15 protein-coding genes and 1 pseudogene are annotated in these 17,444 nt (G+C 72.4%); 6 read left to right on the top strand and 10 right to left on the bottom strand.

The annotated features are described in order from the left end of the window. Positions 1-18: 18 nt before the first annotated feature. Both HY68_RS21380 and HY68_RS21375 read left to right on the top strand, forming a co-directional pair. Positions 19-768 carry a GntR family transcriptional regulator gene (locus tag HY68_RS21380; RefSeq protein WP_041991225.1) on the top strand — a complete coding sequence of 250 codons (750 nt, stop codon included), beginning with the start codon at positions 19-21 and terminating at the stop codon, positions 766-768. 61 nt (positions 769-829) lie between these two features. Next, a complete protein-coding gene (locus HY68_RS21375; protein WP_041991222.1) occupies positions 830-2,053 on the top strand; it encodes a type ISP restriction/modification enzyme in 1,224 nt (407 codons plus the stop codon). A 139-nt stretch (positions 2,054-2,192) separates the two neighbouring features. On the opposite strand, the gene HY68_RS21370 is transcribed toward HY68_RS21375, so the two are convergent. Beyond that, on the bottom strand, positions 2,193-2,465 hold the full coding sequence (locus tag HY68_RS21370; RefSeq protein ID WP_041991220.1) for a hypothetical protein: 273 nt from the start codon (positions 2,463-2,465) through the stop codon (positions 2,193-2,195). Between the two features lie 233 nt (positions 2,466-2,698). Here HY68_RS21370 and HY68_RS21365 point away from each other — a divergent pair, with 233 nt between their 5' ends. Next, on the top strand, positions 2,699-3,805 hold the full coding sequence (locus HY68_RS21365; protein WP_041996760.1) for a DUF5925 domain-containing protein: 1,107 nt from the start codon (positions 2,699-2,701) through the stop codon (positions 3,803-3,805). A gap of 39 nt (positions 3,806-3,844) precedes the next feature. On the opposite strand, the gene HY68_RS21360 is transcribed toward HY68_RS21365, so the two are convergent. Continuing rightward, on the bottom strand, positions 3,845-4,225 hold the full coding sequence (locus HY68_RS21360) for a GntR family transcriptional regulator (protein WP_041991218.1): 381 nt from the start codon (positions 4,223-4,225) through the stop codon (positions 3,845-3,847). After that, on the bottom strand, positions 4,222-5,331 hold the full coding sequence (locus HY68_RS21355) for a methyltransferase domain-containing protein (RefSeq protein ID WP_041991216.1): 1,110 nt from the start codon (positions 5,329-5,331) through the stop codon (positions 4,222-4,224). The genes HY68_RS21360 and HY68_RS21355 overlap by 4 nt, the downstream gene beginning before the upstream one ends. 277 nt (positions 5,332-5,608) lie before the next feature. Between HY68_RS21355 and HY68_RS21350 the strand changes: the two genes are divergently transcribed. Beyond that, positions 5,609-6,625 (top strand): lytic polysaccharide monooxygenase, encoded by a 1,017-nt coding sequence (locus HY68_RS21350; RefSeq protein ID WP_041996757.1) that lies wholly within the window; start codon positions 5,609-5,611, stop codon positions 6,623-6,625. Positions 6,626-6,628: 3 nt separating this feature from the next. On the opposite strand, the pseudogene HY68_RS45375 reads toward HY68_RS21350, so the two are convergent. The 3 genes and pseudogenes from HY68_RS45375 to HY68_RS21335 form a co-directional block, all read right to left on the bottom strand. After that, positions 6,629-7,065 (bottom strand): annotated as a pseudogene (locus tag HY68_RS45375) (protein-tyrosine phosphatase family protein). A gap of 48 nt (positions 7,066-7,113) precedes the next feature. Further along, positions 7,114-7,986, bottom strand: coding sequence for an alpha/beta fold hydrolase (locus HY68_RS21340; RefSeq protein WP_041991212.1), 873 nt, complete (start codon positions 7,984-7,986; stop codon positions 7,114-7,116). Positions 7,987-8,222: 236 nt separating this feature from the next. Further along, entirely contained in the window at positions 8,223-8,588 is a 366-nt protein-coding gene (locus HY68_RS21335; RefSeq protein WP_041991210.1) for a nuclear transport factor 2 family protein, read from the bottom strand. 100 nt (positions 8,589-8,688) lie between these two features. On the opposite strand from HY68_RS21335, the gene HY68_RS21330 reads away from it, so the two are divergent. After that, positions 8,689-9,573 carry a LysR substrate-binding domain-containing protein gene (locus HY68_RS21330; protein WP_041991208.1) on the top strand — a complete coding sequence of 295 codons (885 nt, stop codon included), beginning with the start codon at positions 8,689-8,691 and terminating at the stop codon, positions 9,571-9,573. Positions 9,574-9,590: 17 nt separating this feature from the next. Here the strand turns inward: HY68_RS21330 and HY68_RS21325 are convergent, their stop codons facing one another. Then, on the bottom strand, positions 9,591-10,619 hold the full coding sequence (locus HY68_RS21325) for a hypothetical protein (protein ID WP_241778637.1): 1,029 nt from the start codon (positions 10,617-10,619) through the stop codon (positions 9,591-9,593). Then, a complete protein-coding gene (locus HY68_RS21320; RefSeq protein ID WP_041991206.1) occupies positions 10,589-14,089 on the bottom strand; it encodes a DNA polymerase III subunit alpha in 3,501 nt (1,166 codons plus the stop codon). Before HY68_RS21320 ends, HY68_RS21325 begins: the two co-directional genes overlap by 31 nt. Positions 14,090-14,282: 193 nt before the next feature. On the opposite strand from HY68_RS21320, the gene HY68_RS21315 reads away from it, so the two are divergent. Beyond that, positions 14,283-15,344 carry an ABC transporter permease gene (locus tag HY68_RS21315; RefSeq protein WP_041991204.1) on the top strand — a complete coding sequence of 354 codons (1,062 nt, stop codon included), beginning with the start codon at positions 14,283-14,285 and terminating at the stop codon, positions 15,342-15,344. Between the two features lie 92 nt (positions 15,345-15,436). Here HY68_RS21315 and HY68_RS21310 read toward each other — a convergent pair whose 3' ends face one another. Both HY68_RS21310 and HY68_RS21305 read right to left on the bottom strand, forming a co-directional pair. Further along, on the bottom strand, positions 15,437-16,531 hold the full coding sequence (locus HY68_RS21310; RefSeq protein WP_041991202.1) for a S1 family peptidase: 1,095 nt from the start codon (positions 16,529-16,531) through the stop codon (positions 15,437-15,439). A gap of 171 nt (positions 16,532-16,702) precedes the next feature. Continuing rightward, a partial coding sequence (locus HY68_RS21305) for a S1 family peptidase (RefSeq protein ID WP_041996753.1) occupies positions 16,703-17,444 on the bottom strand: 742 nt, incomplete at its 5' end.

Raw genomic sequence — 17,444 nt, 5'->3', positions numbered from 1 at the left:
GAGCTTACGGAGCTGCCGGTGTCCGACTTCGCCCCCGACTCGCTGGCCCTGAACCGCAAGCTGCCGCTGTGGTACCAGGTGTCGCAGTCGCTGCGCGCCTCGATCCTGGGCCGCCGCCCGCAGGACCCCCTGCGGCTGCCCACCGAGGAGCGGCTGGCGGCCCACTACGGGGTCAGCGTGCTGACCATGCGGCAGGCCCTGAAGGAGCTGGAGACCGAGGGGCTGATCAGCAGGCACCGGCGGCGCGGCACCTTCATCGAGCCCGGCGCCCGGCGCGGCGCTCCGCGCCGGCTGCTCGGGTCGATCGACGCGATCGTGGCGCAGCAGTCCGGGGAGCGCACCACGGTCCTCGCCCACGGTCCGGCGCCGGTGCCCGGCGAACTCGCCGAGCACTTCCCCGGTCTCGACGAGATCATGTCGTACACCCGGCTGCGCTGCGACAGCGAGAGCGGCGAGCCGGTCAACTGGGCGCGCAACGCGGTCCGTCCCGACGTCGCGGCCGGGCTCGACATCGCCGATCTGGAGCGCTGGCCGATGACGAAGGTACTGCGCGACGCGCTCGGGGTACGGATCAGCCGGGTCACCGACACCGTCGAGGCGAGGCTCGCCGACCCGGCCACCGCCGAGCTGCTGAAGGTGCCGCTGCTCAGCCCGATCCTGCACTACACGGGGGTGACCTACGACCAGGACGGCCGGGTGGTGGATGTGGCGCGGATCCACTACCGGGGCGACCGGTTCGCCTTCTCGGTCACCGTCGAGGCGGACTGACGGACCCGGTCGTTAGGCTTTCGCACACAGAACCTGTGGCCGACAAGGAGGGTTTGCCCGGATGACGGCCCCGCCGACGCCCTCGCCGACCGCACCGCCGCTGAGCGATCTGATGCCGTGGTCGGCGGCCCCGCTGCGGCTCGGCAGATCCTGGGTCATGGCGCAGGACCGCGCTTCGCTGATCGCCCGCTGGGACCGGCTGATACGGGCCGAAGGCGCCGAGCGCGAGGAACTGTTCGTACCGACCAGGGCCCGTACGCCGCTCAGCGCGGTCGCCGCGCTGCCGGGCCGCCCGACCTCGACGGCGCGCCTCGCCCGCGAGTCGGGCCCGTGCCCCGAGCCGCTGCGGATCACCCATGGCCCGTTCGACGAGCAGTGGCTGATCCCCGACCACCGGCTGATCGACGCGGCGCGTCCCGAGCTGTGGCGGGTCGCCGACGACCGGCAGCTCTTCGCCGTCGAGCAGGGGTACGTACCGGGGGCGGCGGGTCCCGCGCTGCTGGTGGGCGCCCTGCTCCCGGACGGCCGTTCGCCGGCGGGGCGGCCGGGCAGGATCCGGCCCCTGTACCGCCGCCCGGGGGGCGTGGAGCCCAATCTCGCCCCGGGGCTGCGGGAGTTGCTGGCGGACCGGTACGGCCTCGATGTCACCGCCGAGCAGGTGCTGGCCTGGGCCCTCGCCGTGGCCGAGCCGTCGCCCAGCGGGTGTGTGGTGCCGCTGACGGGCGATCCTGAGCTGTGGGCGGCGGGGGTCGGCCTCGGCGAGCGGATGACGCGCGCGCAGTTGCGCGGGGCGCACGGCGGCGAGCGTCCCCGGCTGCCGGGCGGCCGCCGGCCCTATGTGCGTGCCGCCGTCACCGGCAGGGCCGAGACGCTGGGATTCGAACCGGACGGGCAGACGCTGCTCGTCGGGGAGGGGCGTATCTCTCCCGTGTCCGCAGGGGCCTGGGAGTTCACGGTGGGCGGGGTGCGGGTGCTTGAGCTGTGGTTCGAGCGGCGTACGGCCGTGCCGGAGGACGGGATCGAGGGGCTGGCGGCGATCCGGCCGGCCGGCTGGCTGCCCGAATGGACGTCCGAGCTGCTGGAGTTGATCACGATTCTGACGCTGCTCGCCGAACTGCGCGCACCGACACGGGAATTGCGGGAGAAGGTGCGGAAGGGGCCCGGGATCGGCCGGGACGAGCTGACGGCCGCCGGGGTTCTGCCGGTGCCCTCGGCAGCGCGGCGTCCCGCCTCGGTCTTCGATCATCACGAGGAAGGGCCGGAAGGGCAGTTCGCCCTGATCTGATTCGCCCCCATCTAGGGGGACTTGACACCGACGCACTGCCGCGGACCGTCGGGGAGAACGGGTGAAATGAGCGCGGCACTGCGTCGGACGGCGTACTCGCCCGAGCGGGTTGTGGATCGCCGTGGGGTCGGGAGTGGAGTCAGCGGCGGCTGCCGAACAGCGAGCGGCGCAGACGCCGCAGGGGCGCGAAGAGCGAGACACGCGCGCTCTTGCTCTTGCTGCGGGCCTCCGTCTCGTCGCTCGAACGCGAGGTCAGCTCACGCATCAGAAGCGTCGCTTCCGCCGTCTCACGCTGTGGGACGGCAGGGCCGCCGAGCACCGAGAGATGGCGGTCGAGGCGCGAACTCGTCGCGCTGCTCCCGCATGTGATCGCAGGGACTCGCGCCCTGCTGTGCACTGTTATCTGTTCCATGTCACTCCCCACCCGTACGAGGGCACCCGACCCGGGCAGGTTAACCCTATCGCTCCCACCCGACACTCGTGTATCCCGCCTGCAGCATTAAGCACACCCATACGAGTTGCCGCGAAGATCACCCTATCCTGCCGATTTCAGGGCGAGTTGGACAGATCGCCGCCGTGGCCGCCGCCACGGTCACGGGACAAAAGGCCGTGCACCGGCCGCCCCGGTGCCGGATCATGGGCGTCATGTCTGCCAAGCCACAGGACGCACTGCCGATCCGGCTCACCGTCGACGACAGCGACTCCCCTTCGGATGTCGTCGACGCGCTGTTCCTCGGCCGCTTCGCGACGGGCGAGCAGCCGTTCTCGCACAGTTCCACCATCGACCGGGTCAAGCCGGGGGTCCCGCTGCTGCCGCCCGGCGCCACCGTGCTGCGCTCGGCGCGCGACGACGACCGCAGCGCGACGCTCTCCGAGGGCAACGGCTGGACGCTGCTGGTCTCCCGCTGGAACCACGGCGCCGATGTGACGGTGACGGCGGTCAGCGCCGAACTCGCCGAGCAGATCCACGGCCGGACGACCGAGGGCGCCCGGGACGAACCGGAGCCCCAGCCCGAGAACGTGACCATGGGGTTCTGGTACGTGTCGCCGCGGCGCGGCCCGTACCGCACCACCCGCCAGATCGCCGCCGGCACCTGGGACGACGTGCGGGCCAACTACACGGCGCCGGTGGCCGACGCGCTGGATCAGCTGATGAAGGTCACGCCCGACGACATCGCCGGACGGCTGCTCCTGCTGCACGGCCCGCCGGGCACCGGCAAGACCTCGGCGCTGCGCACCCTGGCCCGCTCCTGGCGCGACTGGTGCCAGGTGGACTGCGTGCTGGACCCCGAGCGGCTGTTCAACGACGTCGGCTATCTGATGGACATCGCGATCGGCGAGGACGACGGCTCGGCGAAGGGCCGCTGGCGGCTGCTGCTCCTGGAGGACTGCGACGAACTGATCCGCGGCGAGGCCAAGCACACGGCAGGCCAGGCGCTGTCGCGGCTGCTGAACCTGACCGACGGGCTGCTCGGCCAGGGCCGGAATGTGCTGGTGGGGGTGACGACCAACGAGGACCTGGAGCGGCTGCACCCGGCGGTGGTCAGGCCGGGGCGCTGTCTGGCCAGGATCGAGGTGGGGTCGCTGACCCGCGCGGAGTCGATGGCGTGGCTCGGCCGCGAGGAAGGCGACTGGGACGGCACGGTGGGCCGCGAGGGCGCGACGCTCGCCGAGCTGTACGCTCTGCGGCGGGGCCACGGCCCGGCGTCGGTCCCGGCGCGGCAGCCGGGCGAGGCGGGCCTGTACCTCTGAGGGCGCGCGACGCGGCTACGGGTACGTCTACGGGTACGGCTACGGCTTGTTGGCGTAGGCGGCCCGCAGGGCGTCCTCGACGGCCGCCAGCGCCGCCGCCTTGCTGAGCCCGAGGCGCAGGGCCCGGTCCGCGTACGCCTGCGCGGCGGCGGCCGTCCCACGCTCGGCCGCGTCGCCCGCCGCGGCGACAAAGGTGCCGTTGCGGCCACGGGTCTCGATCACCCCGTCGCTCTCCAGGGCCCGGTACGCCTTGGCGACGGTGTTGGCGGCGAGGCCCAGCTCCTCGGCGAGTCCCCGCACGGTCGGCAGCTTGTAGCCGACCGGCAGGGTGCCTTTGCGGGCCTGCGCCGAGATCTGCGTACGCAGCTGCTCGTACGGCGCGGGGGTGGCTGCCGGGTCGATCACGATCTTCAGGGTCACCCGGCGATTGTCCCCCACGGCCCGCTGGGCGGAAGGTGCACCGCCCGGCGCGCTCCCTCGGGCCGGTACGCGACGGGGTCGTCGTCCTCATGCCAGTGGACGAGGAACCGCTCGCCCGCGCGGTAGGCGTCGAGGGCGGCCCGGCAGTAGGCGACCATGTCGTCCGGCAGGTCGTCCAGCGGGTGCCAGGAGAGCCCCGAGCACTTGTCCGGCTCGCGGTTGTACGGCTCGCCGCCCTTGCCGTAGGCGACCTCGAAGAACCAGCCGATCCGGGGATTGCCGCCGGGGCCGCGATGCTGCATGACCAGGGCGACCCGCACATCCTCCGGGTCCGGTTCGACGCCGATCTCCTCGGCCGCCTCGCGGATCATGGCCGTACGGACGTCCTCACCGTCCTCCACATGCCCCGAAGGCCCGTTGAGCAGCCCGTCGGCGTAACCGGTGCCGGCGCGGCGGGCGAGCAGCACCTCGTCGCCCCGGCGCAGGATCAGATGGACGTCGACCACTTCGCGGTGGCGCGGCGTGGCGGCGGTGCGCGCGACCACCGCGTACCGCTCGTCGTCCACGGCCCGGCCCCAGAGCGCCGGGTCGTCCGACAGCGGCTCGTGATGGACGCGCTCGGCGAGCGGACCGAGCGCGCGGACGACCCGGGTCGCGGGCAGCCCCGTCCCCGCCCAGACCCCCTCGACCAGCACCAGCCTGCCACCGGGCCGCAGCAGCGAGACCCACTGCCGCAGGACCGCCTCGGGGTCGTCCACCACCCACAGCACGTGCCGGGCCAGCACCACGTCGAAGGTGCGCCCCGCCACCGGCGGCGCCTGGACATCGCCGACCAGCACATCGGCGCCCGTCCCCGCCAGCTTGCGGCGCGCCAGCTCCACCATCCGGGGCGAGAGATCGACCCCGGTGACCCGATGCCCCCGCTCGGCGGCGAGCAGCGCCAGGCTGCCCGTGCCGCACCCGAGATCGAGCACATCGGCCGGCTCCCGGGGCAGCCACCCCCCGAGCCGCCCGTCCCAGGCGGCCCGCACGGCGGGGTCCAGCAGCCCGTGGTCGGGCTCCTGGTCGAAGGTGCCGGCTTCGGCGTTCCAGTCGATCGAGGTCATGATCCGATCCTGGCACCCCCCACTGACAACGCCCGTCCTCCGCGAGCCCGGCCCCGGACGGGCACCGGCCTGTGCCGGTCCTTAGTGGTTCCTTAAGCGGAGCATAAGGATGGGAACCGGCCCCTCCTGGCGGGGGATTTCGAGGTTTGGAGCGGATAACTTGCTGATCGCCGGGGCGGGTTCGGATCCGGTGGCGCCCGACACGGGAGGTCACGCCGTCGGCACGAATCCCGCCCCGCTCTCTTGGCTCTGCACCGCCCCGAAGGAGAACCCGTACATGACCGCTCGTCGCAAGGCTGCCGGGGTAGTCGTCCTGGGCTTCGTCCCGCTCGCCGTGGTCGGTCTGACCTCGGTACCCGCCGTCGCCCACGGGTCGATGACGGACCCGGTCAGCCGCGTCGCCGCCTGCTACGCCGAGGGGCCCGAGCAGCCGCAGTCCGCCGCCTGCAAGGCCGCTGTCGCGGCCGGCGGCACCCAGCCGTTCTACGACTGGAACGAGGTCAACCTCCCCGACGCCGCGGGGAACAGCCGTCAGGTGATACCCGACGGCAAGCTGTGCAGCGCGGGCAGGGACAAGTACAAGGGGCTCGACCTGGCCCGCGCCGACTGGCCGTCCACGAAGCTCAACGCGGGCAACCGGACGTTCCGTTACAAGGCGACCGCCCCGCACAGGGGTTCCTTCGAGCTGTACATCACCAAGGACGGCTACGACCCCGCCAAGCCGCTGAAGTGGTCGGACCTGGAGGACACGCCCTTCCTGAAGGTCACCGACCCGAAGCTGGTCAACGGTGACTACGTCTTCGACGGCATCGTCCCCAACAAGTCGGGCCGCCACCTGATCTATTCGATCTGGCAGCGCTCCGACAGCCCCGAGGCGTTCTACACCTGCTCGGACGTGGTCTTCGGCCAGGACAACGGCGCCCCGGCCGGTGCGGCGCCGACCGCCTCGGCCCCCACGAACGAGCAGGTCGCCGACGGCGCCGACAAGTCGTCCGTCGACCACACCGGCCACGAGGGCGGCGCGACCCACCCCGCCGCTCCGGCGGCGGCCGAGCCGGCGGACGAGGGCGACGAGTACGCGGGCGAAGAGGGCAACGACCCCGTCGTCACCAACGCCGACGCGGTGGTCGCACAGCCGACCGCCTCGCAGGACAATCTGGCCGAGACGGGAAGCGACAGCAACACCCCGATCTACACGATCGGCGGGGCGGCGGCGCTCGCGCTCGGCGCGGCCATCATGTTCGGTACGACCCGGCGCAAGGCGGTCGCCACCGGCGGCCGGCACAGCCGCTGACGGCTAGGACGGCTGACCGAAGCGCGCGACGTAACGCCGTTGCCACGGCGTCTCCACGGCGCGCGCTTCGTAATGCCGCCGCACATACGCCACGGCCCGGTCCGCGGGGACGCCGTCGAAACGGCGAGGCAGGCCAGCGCCGTGCCGGTCCTGCCCCGTCCGCCGCCGCAGGCGACCTCGACGCGCTCACTCGCCGCGCGCTCCCACACGTCGGCGAACAGCGCGACGGCCCGCTCCCGGTCGGCGGGCAACCGGAAGTCGGGCCAGCGCAACCACCGGCTCTCCCAGGGGACTTCGGGCGGCGGCTTGCCCAACAGATAGACGCCGAACGCCGGGACGGCCCCGGCGGGCATCGCCCGCCGCAACCCCCGTCCCCGTACCAGCCGCCCGGACGGCAGCCGGAGAACTCCGGCCGCCGCGGGGTCCCAGAGCTCCGCCATTTCCCCACCCTGCCATCCGGACGGTTGTGGCGTCAGCCGGTCGTCGGGTCAGCCGACGACCGAGGCGCAGGTGGTCGGGGTGGCGTGGGCGGGATCCAGGGCGTTGGCCACCTCGTGGTACGCGATCCGGTCGACCGTACCGATCGCCACATGCTCCGAGAGGTCGACCGGGCACAGGTCCTGGAGCAGCACGTTGCGCACGTCGGGTCCGGTCAGGAACTGGCTGCGGTACGGCGTGACGACCTCGTCGTAGCGGGTGGCGATCACCGTGTAGTGCACGCCCGGCTGGGTGTCGCCGCCCGCGTTGAGCTTGGTGAGGAAGGGTGAGCCCGCCACCTGGTCGGCGAGGCCCGGGGTCGCCATGGTCAGCAGGTCCTTGGCGCCGGGGAAGTACGGCAGCAGCGCGGTGAGGCCGTTCAGCGTGGTGCCGTGGTTGTCGGGGGCGATGCCGATCATGGCGTTCGTCTTCGCGGCGCCGCCGAGGAACTTGAGGTAGTAGCGCGGCATCATGCCGCCCTGCGAGTGGCCGACCAGATCGGCCTTGGGCGCCCCAGTGGCGGCGAGCACCTTGTCGACGAAGGTGGCGAGCTGACCCGCCGACGCGTCGATGGGGCCGATGCCGTAGATGAGCGGCACGCCCGGGAGTTGGCCGTAGTCGAGGGAGAAGACGCAGTAGCCGCGGTTCACCAGGTACGGGGCGAGGGCGAGCCAGTTGTCGACGCCGTTGCCGAAGGTGCCGTGGACGAGGACGACCGGACGCGGGTGGGCCGCGGACGGTTTGCAGGAGTAGTTGTTCCAGCCGCTGCTCGGCGCCGAGGCGGCGAGCGGGGCGGCGGAAGCGGCCGGGGCGGCGGTCAGGGTGGCGGTGGCTGCGAGCAGCAGCGCGGCCAGTGGTCCGAGTGCGCGTTTCCAGGGCAGCATCGGGCGGTCTCCTTGCGGCTCAAGGGAATGGCGATGACTGGCAGCCATATGGCCCGGACCACAAGGATGGCTGTGTTCATGCCAAGTTACGTGCCAGTAGAAAGCGGGGGGAAGTTACGCGTCGGTAAAAACTGCGACGACAGCACGGTAATCTCCCGCGTCCCGCGATCCCGGCAGCAACACCTGCCGGGATCGGGCATCGAACTGGCGCGCGCCCGGGGAAGACCCGAGGGCGATCAGCCGGCGGGAGGGGTGAACTCGGGCTGGTCCAGCAGCCGCAGCCAGCTTCCGTCCGGCTGGCGCCTGACGACCTGCGCACGGGCTCCCGACCCGTCCTTGGGCGGTGTCGAGGTGAGCGCGATGTCACCGCTCAGCAGGGTCGGCAGCGGTTCCTCCTGCTCGAAGTGCGGCCGGCCCGCCAGCACCTTCTCCCACAGCGCGCGGATCGCCTCCCGGCCGACCGTCCGCCCGCCGGGCGGGTACGCCAGCACCGCGTCCGGTTCGTAGAGTTCGGCGACCCCGGCGGCGTCGCCCGCGTTGGACCGTTCGACGAACAGCCGGGTGATGTCCTCGGGGCGCATGGCCTTCTCGTACTCCGTCATGACTTTCTCCTCACGCCAGGGGCTTCGGTGATTCCCAGCCTGGTCACCCCCGCACCAGAAGTCCAACAGATGGTCCTGCTGGAAGCTAGAATCAACACTCATGGACTTGAGGCAGCTCGAATACTTCGTCGCGGTCGCCGAGGAGCGGAACTTCACCCGGGCCGCCGAGCGGGTGCACATCAGCCAGTCCGGTGTCAGCGCCCAGATCCGCCAGCTGGAACGGGAGCTGGGCGCCGAGCTGTTCGACCGGTCGGCGCGCACGACGGTCCTCACCGTCGCGGGGAAGGCCGCGCTCGGACCGGCGCGGGCCGCGCTCGCCGCCGCGGGCGCTGTCGGTCAGGCGGTGGGCGAGGTGACCGATCTGATCCGGGGCAGGCTCACCGTCGGAATGGTCATCGGCTGCACGCTCACCCCGCTGTTCGAAGCCCTCGCCGCCTTCCACCGGACGCATCCCGGGGTGGAGATCTCCCTCCTGGAGGACAACTCCGAGCGGCTGGCCGAGGAAGTGCGCGCCGGCAGCATCGAATTGGCCCTCGTCGGCACCGCGGCCCCCGCCCCCGAGGGGCTTGAGTCATTGACGATCGTCAGCGAACGGCTCGTCGTCGCGGTTCCGGCCGGACATCCGCTGACGAAACCGAAGCGGATCACCCTGCGTGACGTGTGCGCCCACCCGATCGTGTGCATGCCGCCGGGTACCGGACTGCGCACGGTCTTCGACCGGGCCTGCGCCGCCCAGGACCTCCACCCGGTGATCACGCTCCAGGCCAGCGCCTCCGACGCCATCGCCGAGCTGGCCGCCCGCGGGCTCGGCGTCGCCGTCCTCAGCGAGTCGATGGCCGCGCGCTACGGCGACCGGCTCGGCGGCCGCATCATCGAGGACGCCCAGGCCCCGGCTCTGCTCTCGCTGGTCTGGCGGGACACCCAGACCCCCGCCGTACGGGAGTTCGTCGCGTACGCCCGCCGCGCGTTCACCGCCCCCCGCTGACCGGGCGGCTGCCGGGCTCACGCGGCCAGCGATCCCGGGAACAGCGTCTGCGGGCCGAACTTGGCGCGTACGAGGTCGGCGACCTCCTCGATCCGGCGCGCCCGGTCGTCCACCGGGTCGAACGTCAGCTGCCGGGTGGCCCGTTCGGCGGGGAGCAGGTCCTCGGCCCGCACCGAGAGCGCCCGCACCCGGGCCCGTTGCAGCCCGAGCGACTCATGGATCCGGTACGCGGCGGCGGTGAGCGCCCCCGAGTGGGCGGTCGGTTCGCGCAGCGCGCGGGTGCGGACGGTGGTGGAGCGGTCGGCGTAGCGCACGGTGAGTGTGAGCGACCGGCACACCTGACCGGAACCGCGCATCCGCACGCCCAGCTCCTCGGTGATCGAGAGCAGCGCGCGCCGGTGCCGCTCCTGGTCCAACTCGTCGCGGGGGAAGGACCGTTCGGCGGCGAGCGAGCGGGAGGCCGCGTTCGGGACGACCGGCGCGCCGTCCACGCCGTGCGCCTTCTCGTACACCTCGCGGCCCCGGCGCGTCCCGATGACCCGCTGCAGGGTCGACAGCGGTACGGCCGCCGCCTTCCCCACGGTGTCGATGCCGTACGAGCCCAGCGCCCGCGCCGTCGCCGTACCGATCCCGGGCAGCGCGGCGACCGGCCGGGGCGCCAGGAACCGCTGGACGGCGCGCTCGTCGTCCGGCACCACGAGCGTCGTTCCCCGCCCGGCTTCCCGCGCGGCCATCCTGGCCAGCATCGGGGTGCCGGCCACCCCGATCGTGCAGCCCGCCCCGGCGTGCGCGAGTGCCCGTACCCGCAGCACGGCGGCGATCCCGGCCGCGTCCTGCCCGAAGTACCGCTGGGCGCCGCGCACATCGACGAGCGCGGAGTCCGGCGGCAGCGCCTGGACGACCGGGCTGATGTCCTCGATCAGCCCGAGCAGCGGGGTCACGTCGACGGCGTCAACGGCGTCGACGGCGTCATCGTGGGACTGCGCGTGCGAGTGGTGGAACCGTACGCAGAGGATCATCCGGCGCTCCCCGGGCTCGAATGCCACAGCTTGCGCAGCTTCTGGCCGGTCGGCACGCCCTCGCCCGCAGGACGGAGGTCGGCCCACGGGTTCATCTCGTACCCGGTGGGCAGTTGGATGCGCCGGCCGTTGTCGGCGGACCCGTCGGCCGCGACAGGCTGCTCGGCGGGCTCGTTGAGGGCCGCCGCCACCGCGTCGAGGCCGCCTCGCTCCCGCAGCTCCACCAGTTCCGCCAGATTCCACGCGGCGGCGCCCACCACGCTGAGGCTGCGCGGCCCCCTGCGCTGCACCACCCCGCGTACCAGCAGCAGCCAGGAGTGGAAGACGGTGTGCGCGCACGCCTCGTGGCTGTCGTCGAAGAAGGCGAGGTCGACCAGGCCCGTACCGTCGTCGAGCGTCGTGAAGATGACCCGCTTGCCCGACCTGATCGGCGGGGTCTGGGTGGCCACCTTGGCGCCGGCGACCAGGACGGTGCTGCCGTGCGGCGCCGCCCGCAGCCGCTTGGCGGACATCACTCCCAGCTCCTTCAGGAACGCGTGGTGGTCCCCCATCAGATGGCGGGACGCGTCCATGCCGAGGACGCCCAGCTCGGCGCTGAGCCGTTCGGCGTCGCCCAGGTCGGGCAGGCCGGCGGGCGCGGTCCGCTGCCCGCCCCCGAGCGGGAGTTGGTCGCCGTGGCCGGCGCCCGTCCTGCGCTGCGCGCCGTGCAGCTCGGACAGATGCAGCAGCAGATCACGCCTGTTGGCGCCGAACCGGTCCAACGCCCCGACCTGCGCCAGCCGTTCGGCCACCGGACGGCTGGGCCTGGCCCGCTGCCAGAAGTCCAGCAGCGAGGAGTACGGCTGCGCCGCCTCGATCCGCGCGGTCTCCGCCTCGCTGATGCCGTGGACGTCGCAGAGCGCGAGCCGCAGCCCCCATACCGGGACCCCGCCCTCTCCAACCCCGCCTCCAACCTCACCACTATCAGACACCAGTTCGATTCTATGAGTGGCCGCCGACGCGTTCACATCCAGCGGCAGCACCGGCACCCCGCGCCGCCGCGCGTCCGCCAGCAGCAGCCGCTTGGGATACATCCCCGGGTCATGGGTGAGCAGCCCGGCGTAGAAGGCGGCGGGATGGTGCGCCTTGAGCCAGGCCGACTGGTACGTCGGTACGGCGAAGGCGACCGCGTGCGCCTTGCAGAAGCCGTACGAGCCGAACGCCTCGACGATCGCCCAGGCGCGCGCCACCACCTCCGGCGCGTACCCGCGCTCCACGGTCCGCTGTTCGAACCAGGCGCGGATCCGGCCCTGCGACTCCGGGTCGGAGAGCCCCCGACGCACCTTGTCGGCCTCCTCACGGCCGCAGCCGGTCATGATGTCCACCATCCTGATGATCTGCTCGTGGAAGACGACCACCCCGTAGGTCTCGCGCAGCGGCGCCTCCAGGTCCGGGTGCGGATAGCGGATCGGCGCCCTGCCGTGCCGGGCCTCGATGAACGGCCGGACCATGTCGGCGGCGACCGGGCCGGGCCGGAAGAGCGAGATGTCGACCACCAGGTCGTGGAAGGTGGCGGGCTGCAGCCTGCCCACCAGATCGCGCTGGCCCGGCGATTCGATCTGGAAGCAGCCCAGGGTCTCGGCCGAGCGGATGAGGTCGTAGGTCGCCGGGTCGCCCTCGGGCACCTGCGCCGGGTCGTCGATGTCCACGGCGTCACCGGTGGCGCGCTCGATCTCGGCGACGGCGTGCGCCATCGCCGACTGCATCCGCACCCCGAGGACATCGAGCTTGAGCAGTCCGAGATCCTCCACGTCCTCCTTGTCGAACTGGGACATCGGGAAGCTCTCGCCGCTGGTCGGCACCACCGGCGTACGGCGCAGCAGCGACGCGTCGGAGAGCAGCACCCCGCACGGGTGCATGGCGATCCCGCGCGGCAGCGCGTCCAGCGCCTCCACCAGCTCCCAGAGCCTGCCGTGCCGCTCCTGCTGCCCGGCGACCTCGCGCAGCTCGGGCAGCTCCGCCATCGCCGTACGGGCGTCCCGGGCGCGGATGTGCGGGAACGCCTTGGCGATCCGGTCGATCTCGGCCGGGTCCATGGACAGGGCTGCGCCGACGTCCCGTACGGCATGGCGCACCCGGTAGGTCTCGGGCATGGCGACGGCGGCGACCCGCTCACCGCCGAACCGGTCGAGGATCGCGCGGTACACCTCAAGCCGCCGGGCCGATTCCACGTCGATGTCGATGTCGGGGAGACCGGGGCGCCGGGTGGAGAGGAAACGTTCCATCAGCAGTCCGTGCGCGACCGGATCGGCGTGGGCGATGCCCAGCAGATGGTTGACCAGGGAGCCGGCGCCCGAGCCGCGGGCGGCGACCCGGATGCCCATCCCCCGGATGTCGTCGGCGACGCCGGCGACGGTGAGGAAGTACGAGGCGAACCCCATCGTGTCGATCGTGCGCAGCTCGGCCTCCATCCGGGACCAGTACACGCGGTGGTCGGCGCGCCGGTCGTAGCCGCGCAGCACCATCCCGGCGGCGGCGCGCGAGCGCAGCACCCGTGAGGCGCTGCGCCGGTCGGCGCCGACCAGCCGGGGTTCGGGGAAGTGGACGGTGCCGATCCCCAGGTCGTCCTCGGGGTCGACGAGACAGCTCGCCGCCGTCTCCTCGGTCATGGCGAGCAGCCGGTGCGCGATGTCACGCCGGAATCCGGCGGCCTCGGCGACCAGCTCGGCGGTACGCGCCATCGCCTCCGGGTCCTTGAGCCAGCGTTCCCCGGTGTCCAGGCCGCGGCGCGGATCGATGGGGATCAGCCTGCGGGCCGCGTCCAGTACGTCGGCGACCGGGCCCTGCCCGGCGTCCGCGTACCGGACGGCGTTGCCGAGCACGGGCCGTACGCCCTGTTCGGCGGCGAAACCGAGGGTGCGGGCGGCGTGCCGCAGCGATCCAGGGCCCGTGCCGGTACGCCCGTGGTGGACGATCTCCAGCCGCAGCGCGTCGCCGTAGACCTCCCGCCAGGGCGCGAGCAGCCTGGCGGCCCGGTCGGGGCGGCCGGCGGCGACGGCACGGCCGATCTCCGAGTCGGGGCCGAGCAGGACGGTGAGTCCCGCGCCGTGGTTGTCGCGCCACGGCAGCAGCGGGCCGCCCTCCCCCGCCGCGTGCGCCGTGGTCACCAGCCGGCACAGGTCGGCCCAGCCGGCCGCGCCGTCCCGGGCGAGGAAGACGGCGCGCGGCGCCGATTCGTCGATGAAGGCACCGCCGCGCACGGGGGTGCGCCTGCGCGAGGTGGGGCCCTCCTCGCGCGCCCGCTCACCCACCGCGAGATCCACCCCGAACAGCGGGCGCACCCCTTCCACGGCGCACGCCTTGGCGAAGCGGACGGCGCCGGCGAGGCTGTCGCGGTCGGTGAGCGCCAAGGCGTCCATGCCCCGTTCGGCGGCGCGCGCCGCGAGCCGCTCCGGGTGGGAGGCGCCGTACCGCAGGGAGAAACCGGACACGGTGTGCAGATGCGTGAACCCGGGCATCCGCACCTCCTGGGTCGTCCTGGATCAGTCCTGCTCGCCTCCCCGAGTTCCACCATAGACCAAGTTTCGAACGTGCGTGCGATACCCGTGGGACGCCTGGCCTCCCGGCTCCCCGGGCCCGCCCGTGGCCGTCCTTACGCCATTCAGACTCTCCCCACCTGCGCGGATACCGCGCGCCCAGGACGGTGGGGACATGACATTCGTCGACGAGGTGAAGACCGCCGTCACCCCACGGGCAGCGCTGCTCATCATCGGTGTGCTGGCGCTGCAACTGCTGTTCATCGCCTCGTACGTCGGCGCCCTGCACCATCCGAAGCCGACGGACATCAAGGTCGCCGTCGTCGCCCCCGGGCAGACCGCCACCCAGCTGGCCGGGGAGCTGAAGCAGCTCTCGGGCAGTCCGCTGGACCCCCGGGTGCTCCCGGACGAGAAGACGGCGCGCAAGCAGATGCTGAACCGCGACATCGACGCCGCTCTCCTCGTCGACCCCCGGTCGAGCACCGACACCCTGCTGATCGCCTCGGGGCAGGGCTCCACCGAGACCAGCATCCTGTTCAATCTCTTCGGCGGCCTCGAACAACAGCAGCAGCGCTCGCTCAGGCCCGACGACGTCGCGCCCGCCACCGTCCAGGACGCCGACGGCCTCTCGTCGTTCTATCTCGTCATCGGCTGGTGCGTCGGCGGCTACCTGTGCGCGGCGATCCTCGCGATCAGCGCGGGCGCGCGGCCGGCCAACCGCAGCAGGGCCGTGATCCGGCTGGGTGTGATGGCGCTGTACGCCGTCGTGGGAGGCATCCTCGGCGCGGTGATCACGGGACCGATCCTGAACGCCCTGCCGGGCAGCGTGTTCGGGCTGTGGGGGCTCGGCGCGCTCACGGTGTTCGCCGTCGGCGCCGCCACCCTGGCCCTGCAGGCGGTCTTCGGCGTCGTCGGTATCGGTCTCGCCATCCTGCTGATCGTCGTCGCCGGCAATCCGAGCGCGGGCGGCGCCTTCCCGCTGCCGCTGCTGCCGGACTTCTGGCGGTCGATCGGGCCCGCGCTGCCACCGGGCGCCGGGACCTGGGTGGCCAGGTCGATCGCGTACTTCCGCGGCAACGCGGTCACCGGGCCGCTGCTGGTGCTCTGCGCCTGGGCGGTGGGCGGCACCCTGGTCACGCTCGTCGCGACCGTGCTGCGCAAGCCGCCACGGGACCGGCGGGTCGTCACCGCCGAATCGGCGCCCGGCCTGCCGGGAGAGCCGGGGCAACCGCTGTAGGGACGACAGGAACCCGGCCCGCCGTTCGGCGGACCGGGTTCCCTGGTCACTGCTCGCGATGACCGCTCGTTACGACCGGACCGGTACCGGCGTCAGCCGATCTCGGCGCCGAACGCGGCGAGCGCCGCCGTAGCCGGCTGGAAGAACGTCTCACCGCCCGAGCTGCAGTCACCGCTGCCGCCCGAGGTCAGCCCGATCGCGGAGCTGCCCGAGAAGAGCGAGCCGCCGCTGTCGCCGGGCTCGGCGCACACATCGGTGTCGATGAGCCCGTTGACGATGTCACCGTTGCCGTAGTTGACGGTGGCGTCGAGCCCCAGGACCGTACCGCTGTGCACCTGGGTGGTGGAGCCGCTGCGGGTCACGGACTGGCCGACCGTCGCTTCGGCCGCCCCGCTGATCGGCTGTGCGCTGCCGTCGTAGAGGTTGACCTCGCTGGGGTGGTCCACGCCGTCGTTGTACTTGACCAGGCCGTAGTCGTGGCCCGGGAAGTCCGAGCCCTCGGTCGTCCCGATCTGGTTGCCCTGCGCGTCGGACCAGGTCTGGATGTCCGCCGTGCAGTGCCCCGCCGTGATGAAGTACGGGGCGCCGCCCACGGTCACGTTGAAGCCGACCGAGCAGCGTGCCGTACCGCCGGGGACGGGTCCGGTCACGGCGTCGCCGCCGGAGACGAAGGGCTTGAACTCCCCCGCCGACCGCTTGAGTTCGACCTTGCCGCCGAGCCCGTCGACCACGCTGTTGAGCTTGGTCAGCTGGGCGCCCTTGACCGTACGGTCGGCCTTGACGACGACCTTGTTGCTGACCGGGTCGACGGACCAGGACGTACCCGGGATGGCCGCCTTCGCCGCCAGGGTCTTGCGCGCGGCGGTGAGTTCCTTCGCGGAGTTCTCCACCACTCTGGCCTTGCCGCCGGCCTGGCGGACGACCTCCGCCGCCTGGTCGTCGACGACGTTCACCACGAGCGCCTTGGACTTGGCGTCGTAGTACGAGCCGGCCGCGTCGCTTCCCAGATCCTTGTTCAGATGCGAGGAGAGCGTCCCTGCCGCTGTCGCGGACAGTGACTTCACCGCGAACTGCGGTGCTCCCTCACTGGCGTTGGCCGTCTGGAAGCTGATTCCTGCCACGACCAGGGCGGCCACAGCGCCGCCTGCCATCGTCGCCCGCTTCTTGGATATGTGCCGATGCTTCATACACAGGCCTCCTGTGGGGGGCCGTGCCGGGACAAGTGGGGTGTTCCGGCACGGAGGATGAGCCGCCCACTATTCCTAAACTCGCCAGTAGCACACAAGGTCGGTCCCAGGACACGCACACGAAGGTCTCAATACGGCCACGCGGTCTCCATCTGCTTCAGCACATCACTCTCAATAGACCCGTACGCCATAGGCCTTGAGCGCCTCGGTGACCGGCTGGAAGTACGTCGTGCCGCCGGAGCGGCAGTTGCCCGTGCCGCCGGACGTCAGACCGACGGCCCGGCCGCCGGAGTACAACGAGCCGCCGCTGTCGCCCTGTTCGGCGCAGACGTTGGTGCGGATCAGCCCGGAGATGATGTGGCCGCCGCCGTAGTTGACGGTGGTGTGAAGACCGAGCACGGTCCCGCTGTGCACACCGGTGGTGGAGCCCCTGCGGGTGACGCGCATGCCCACGGCCGCCTCGGCCGCCGCGGTGATGTCGGTCCTGCCGACCGTGCCGGGGTGCCGGAGCGAGGTGTTGGCGTAGCGCACGATGCCGTAGTCGTTGCCCGGGTAGCTGGAGCCCGCCGTGGGGCCGATACGGACGGAGTGGGAGGCGTTGGTGTACCAGGACGAGCTGCGTTCGGTGCAGTGCCCCGCGGTCAGGAAGTAGTACGTGGCGCCCTTGCGGACGTTGAAGCCGGCCGAGCAGCGCCAGCCGGTGGCCGACGCCGGGTCGCCGCCGGAGATGAGCGGGGAGATCCTGCCCGCGACCCGCTCGACGCGCAGCGCCCCCGCTCCGGGTCCGGCCGCCTCCCGCAGTCCGGCGATCTCGGCGGACGAGACGGTGCTGTCGGCCGTGACGACCAGGGCGCCGTCGGCCCCGTCGGTGTACCAGGCGGTGCCGGCCACATCGGCGTGCCGTACGGCCTCC

The organism is Streptomyces sp. AcH 505 (assembly GCF_000818175.1).
In the GTDB taxonomy this organism is placed as follows: Bacteria; Actinomycetota; Actinomycetes; order Streptomycetales; family Streptomycetaceae; genus Streptomyces.
The sequence above is the reverse complement of the archived record's forward strand: the minus strand, read 5'-3'. Positions and strand labels throughout refer to the sequence as shown.

Coding starts and splice junctions, on each gene's coding strand:
- HY68_RS21310 (WP_041991202.1), bottom strand. CDS start 16,531: ATGAAGCATCGGCACATATCCAAGAAGCGGGCGACGATGGCAGGCGGC.
- HY68_RS21330 (WP_041991208.1), top strand. CDS start 8,689: ATGGACTTGAGGCAGCTCGAATACTTCGTCGCGGTCGCCGAGGAGCGG.
- HY68_RS21315 (WP_041991204.1), top strand. CDS start 14,283: ATGACATTCGTCGACGAGGTGAAGACCGCCGTCACCCCACGGGCAGCG.
- HY68_RS21365 (WP_041996760.1), top strand. CDS start 2,699: ATGTCTGCCAAGCCACAGGACGCACTGCCGATCCGGCTCACCGTCGAC.
- HY68_RS21370 (WP_041991220.1), bottom strand. CDS start 2,465: ATGGAACAGATAACAGTGCACAGCAGGGCGCGAGTCCCTGCGATCACA.
- HY68_RS21350 (WP_041996757.1), top strand. CDS start 5,609: ATGACCGCTCGTCGCAAGGCTGCCGGGGTAGTCGTCCTGGGCTTCGTC.
- HY68_RS21355 (WP_041991216.1), bottom strand. CDS start 5,331: ATGACCTCGATCGACTGGAACGCCGAAGCCGGCACCTTCGACCAGGAG.
- HY68_RS21340 (WP_041991212.1), bottom strand. CDS start 7,986: ATGCTGCCCTGGAAACGCGCACTCGGACCACTGGCCGCGCTGCTGCTC.
- HY68_RS21375 (WP_041991222.1), top strand. CDS start 830: ATGACGGCCCCGCCGACGCCCTCGCCGACCGCACCGCCGCTGAGCGAT.
- HY68_RS21335 (WP_041991210.1), bottom strand. CDS start 8,588: ATGACGGAGTACGAGAAGGCCATGCGCCCCGAGGACATCACCCGGCTG.
- HY68_RS21320 (WP_041991206.1), bottom strand. CDS start 14,089: ATGCCCGGGTTCACGCATCTGCACACCGTGTCCGGTTTCTCCCTGCGG.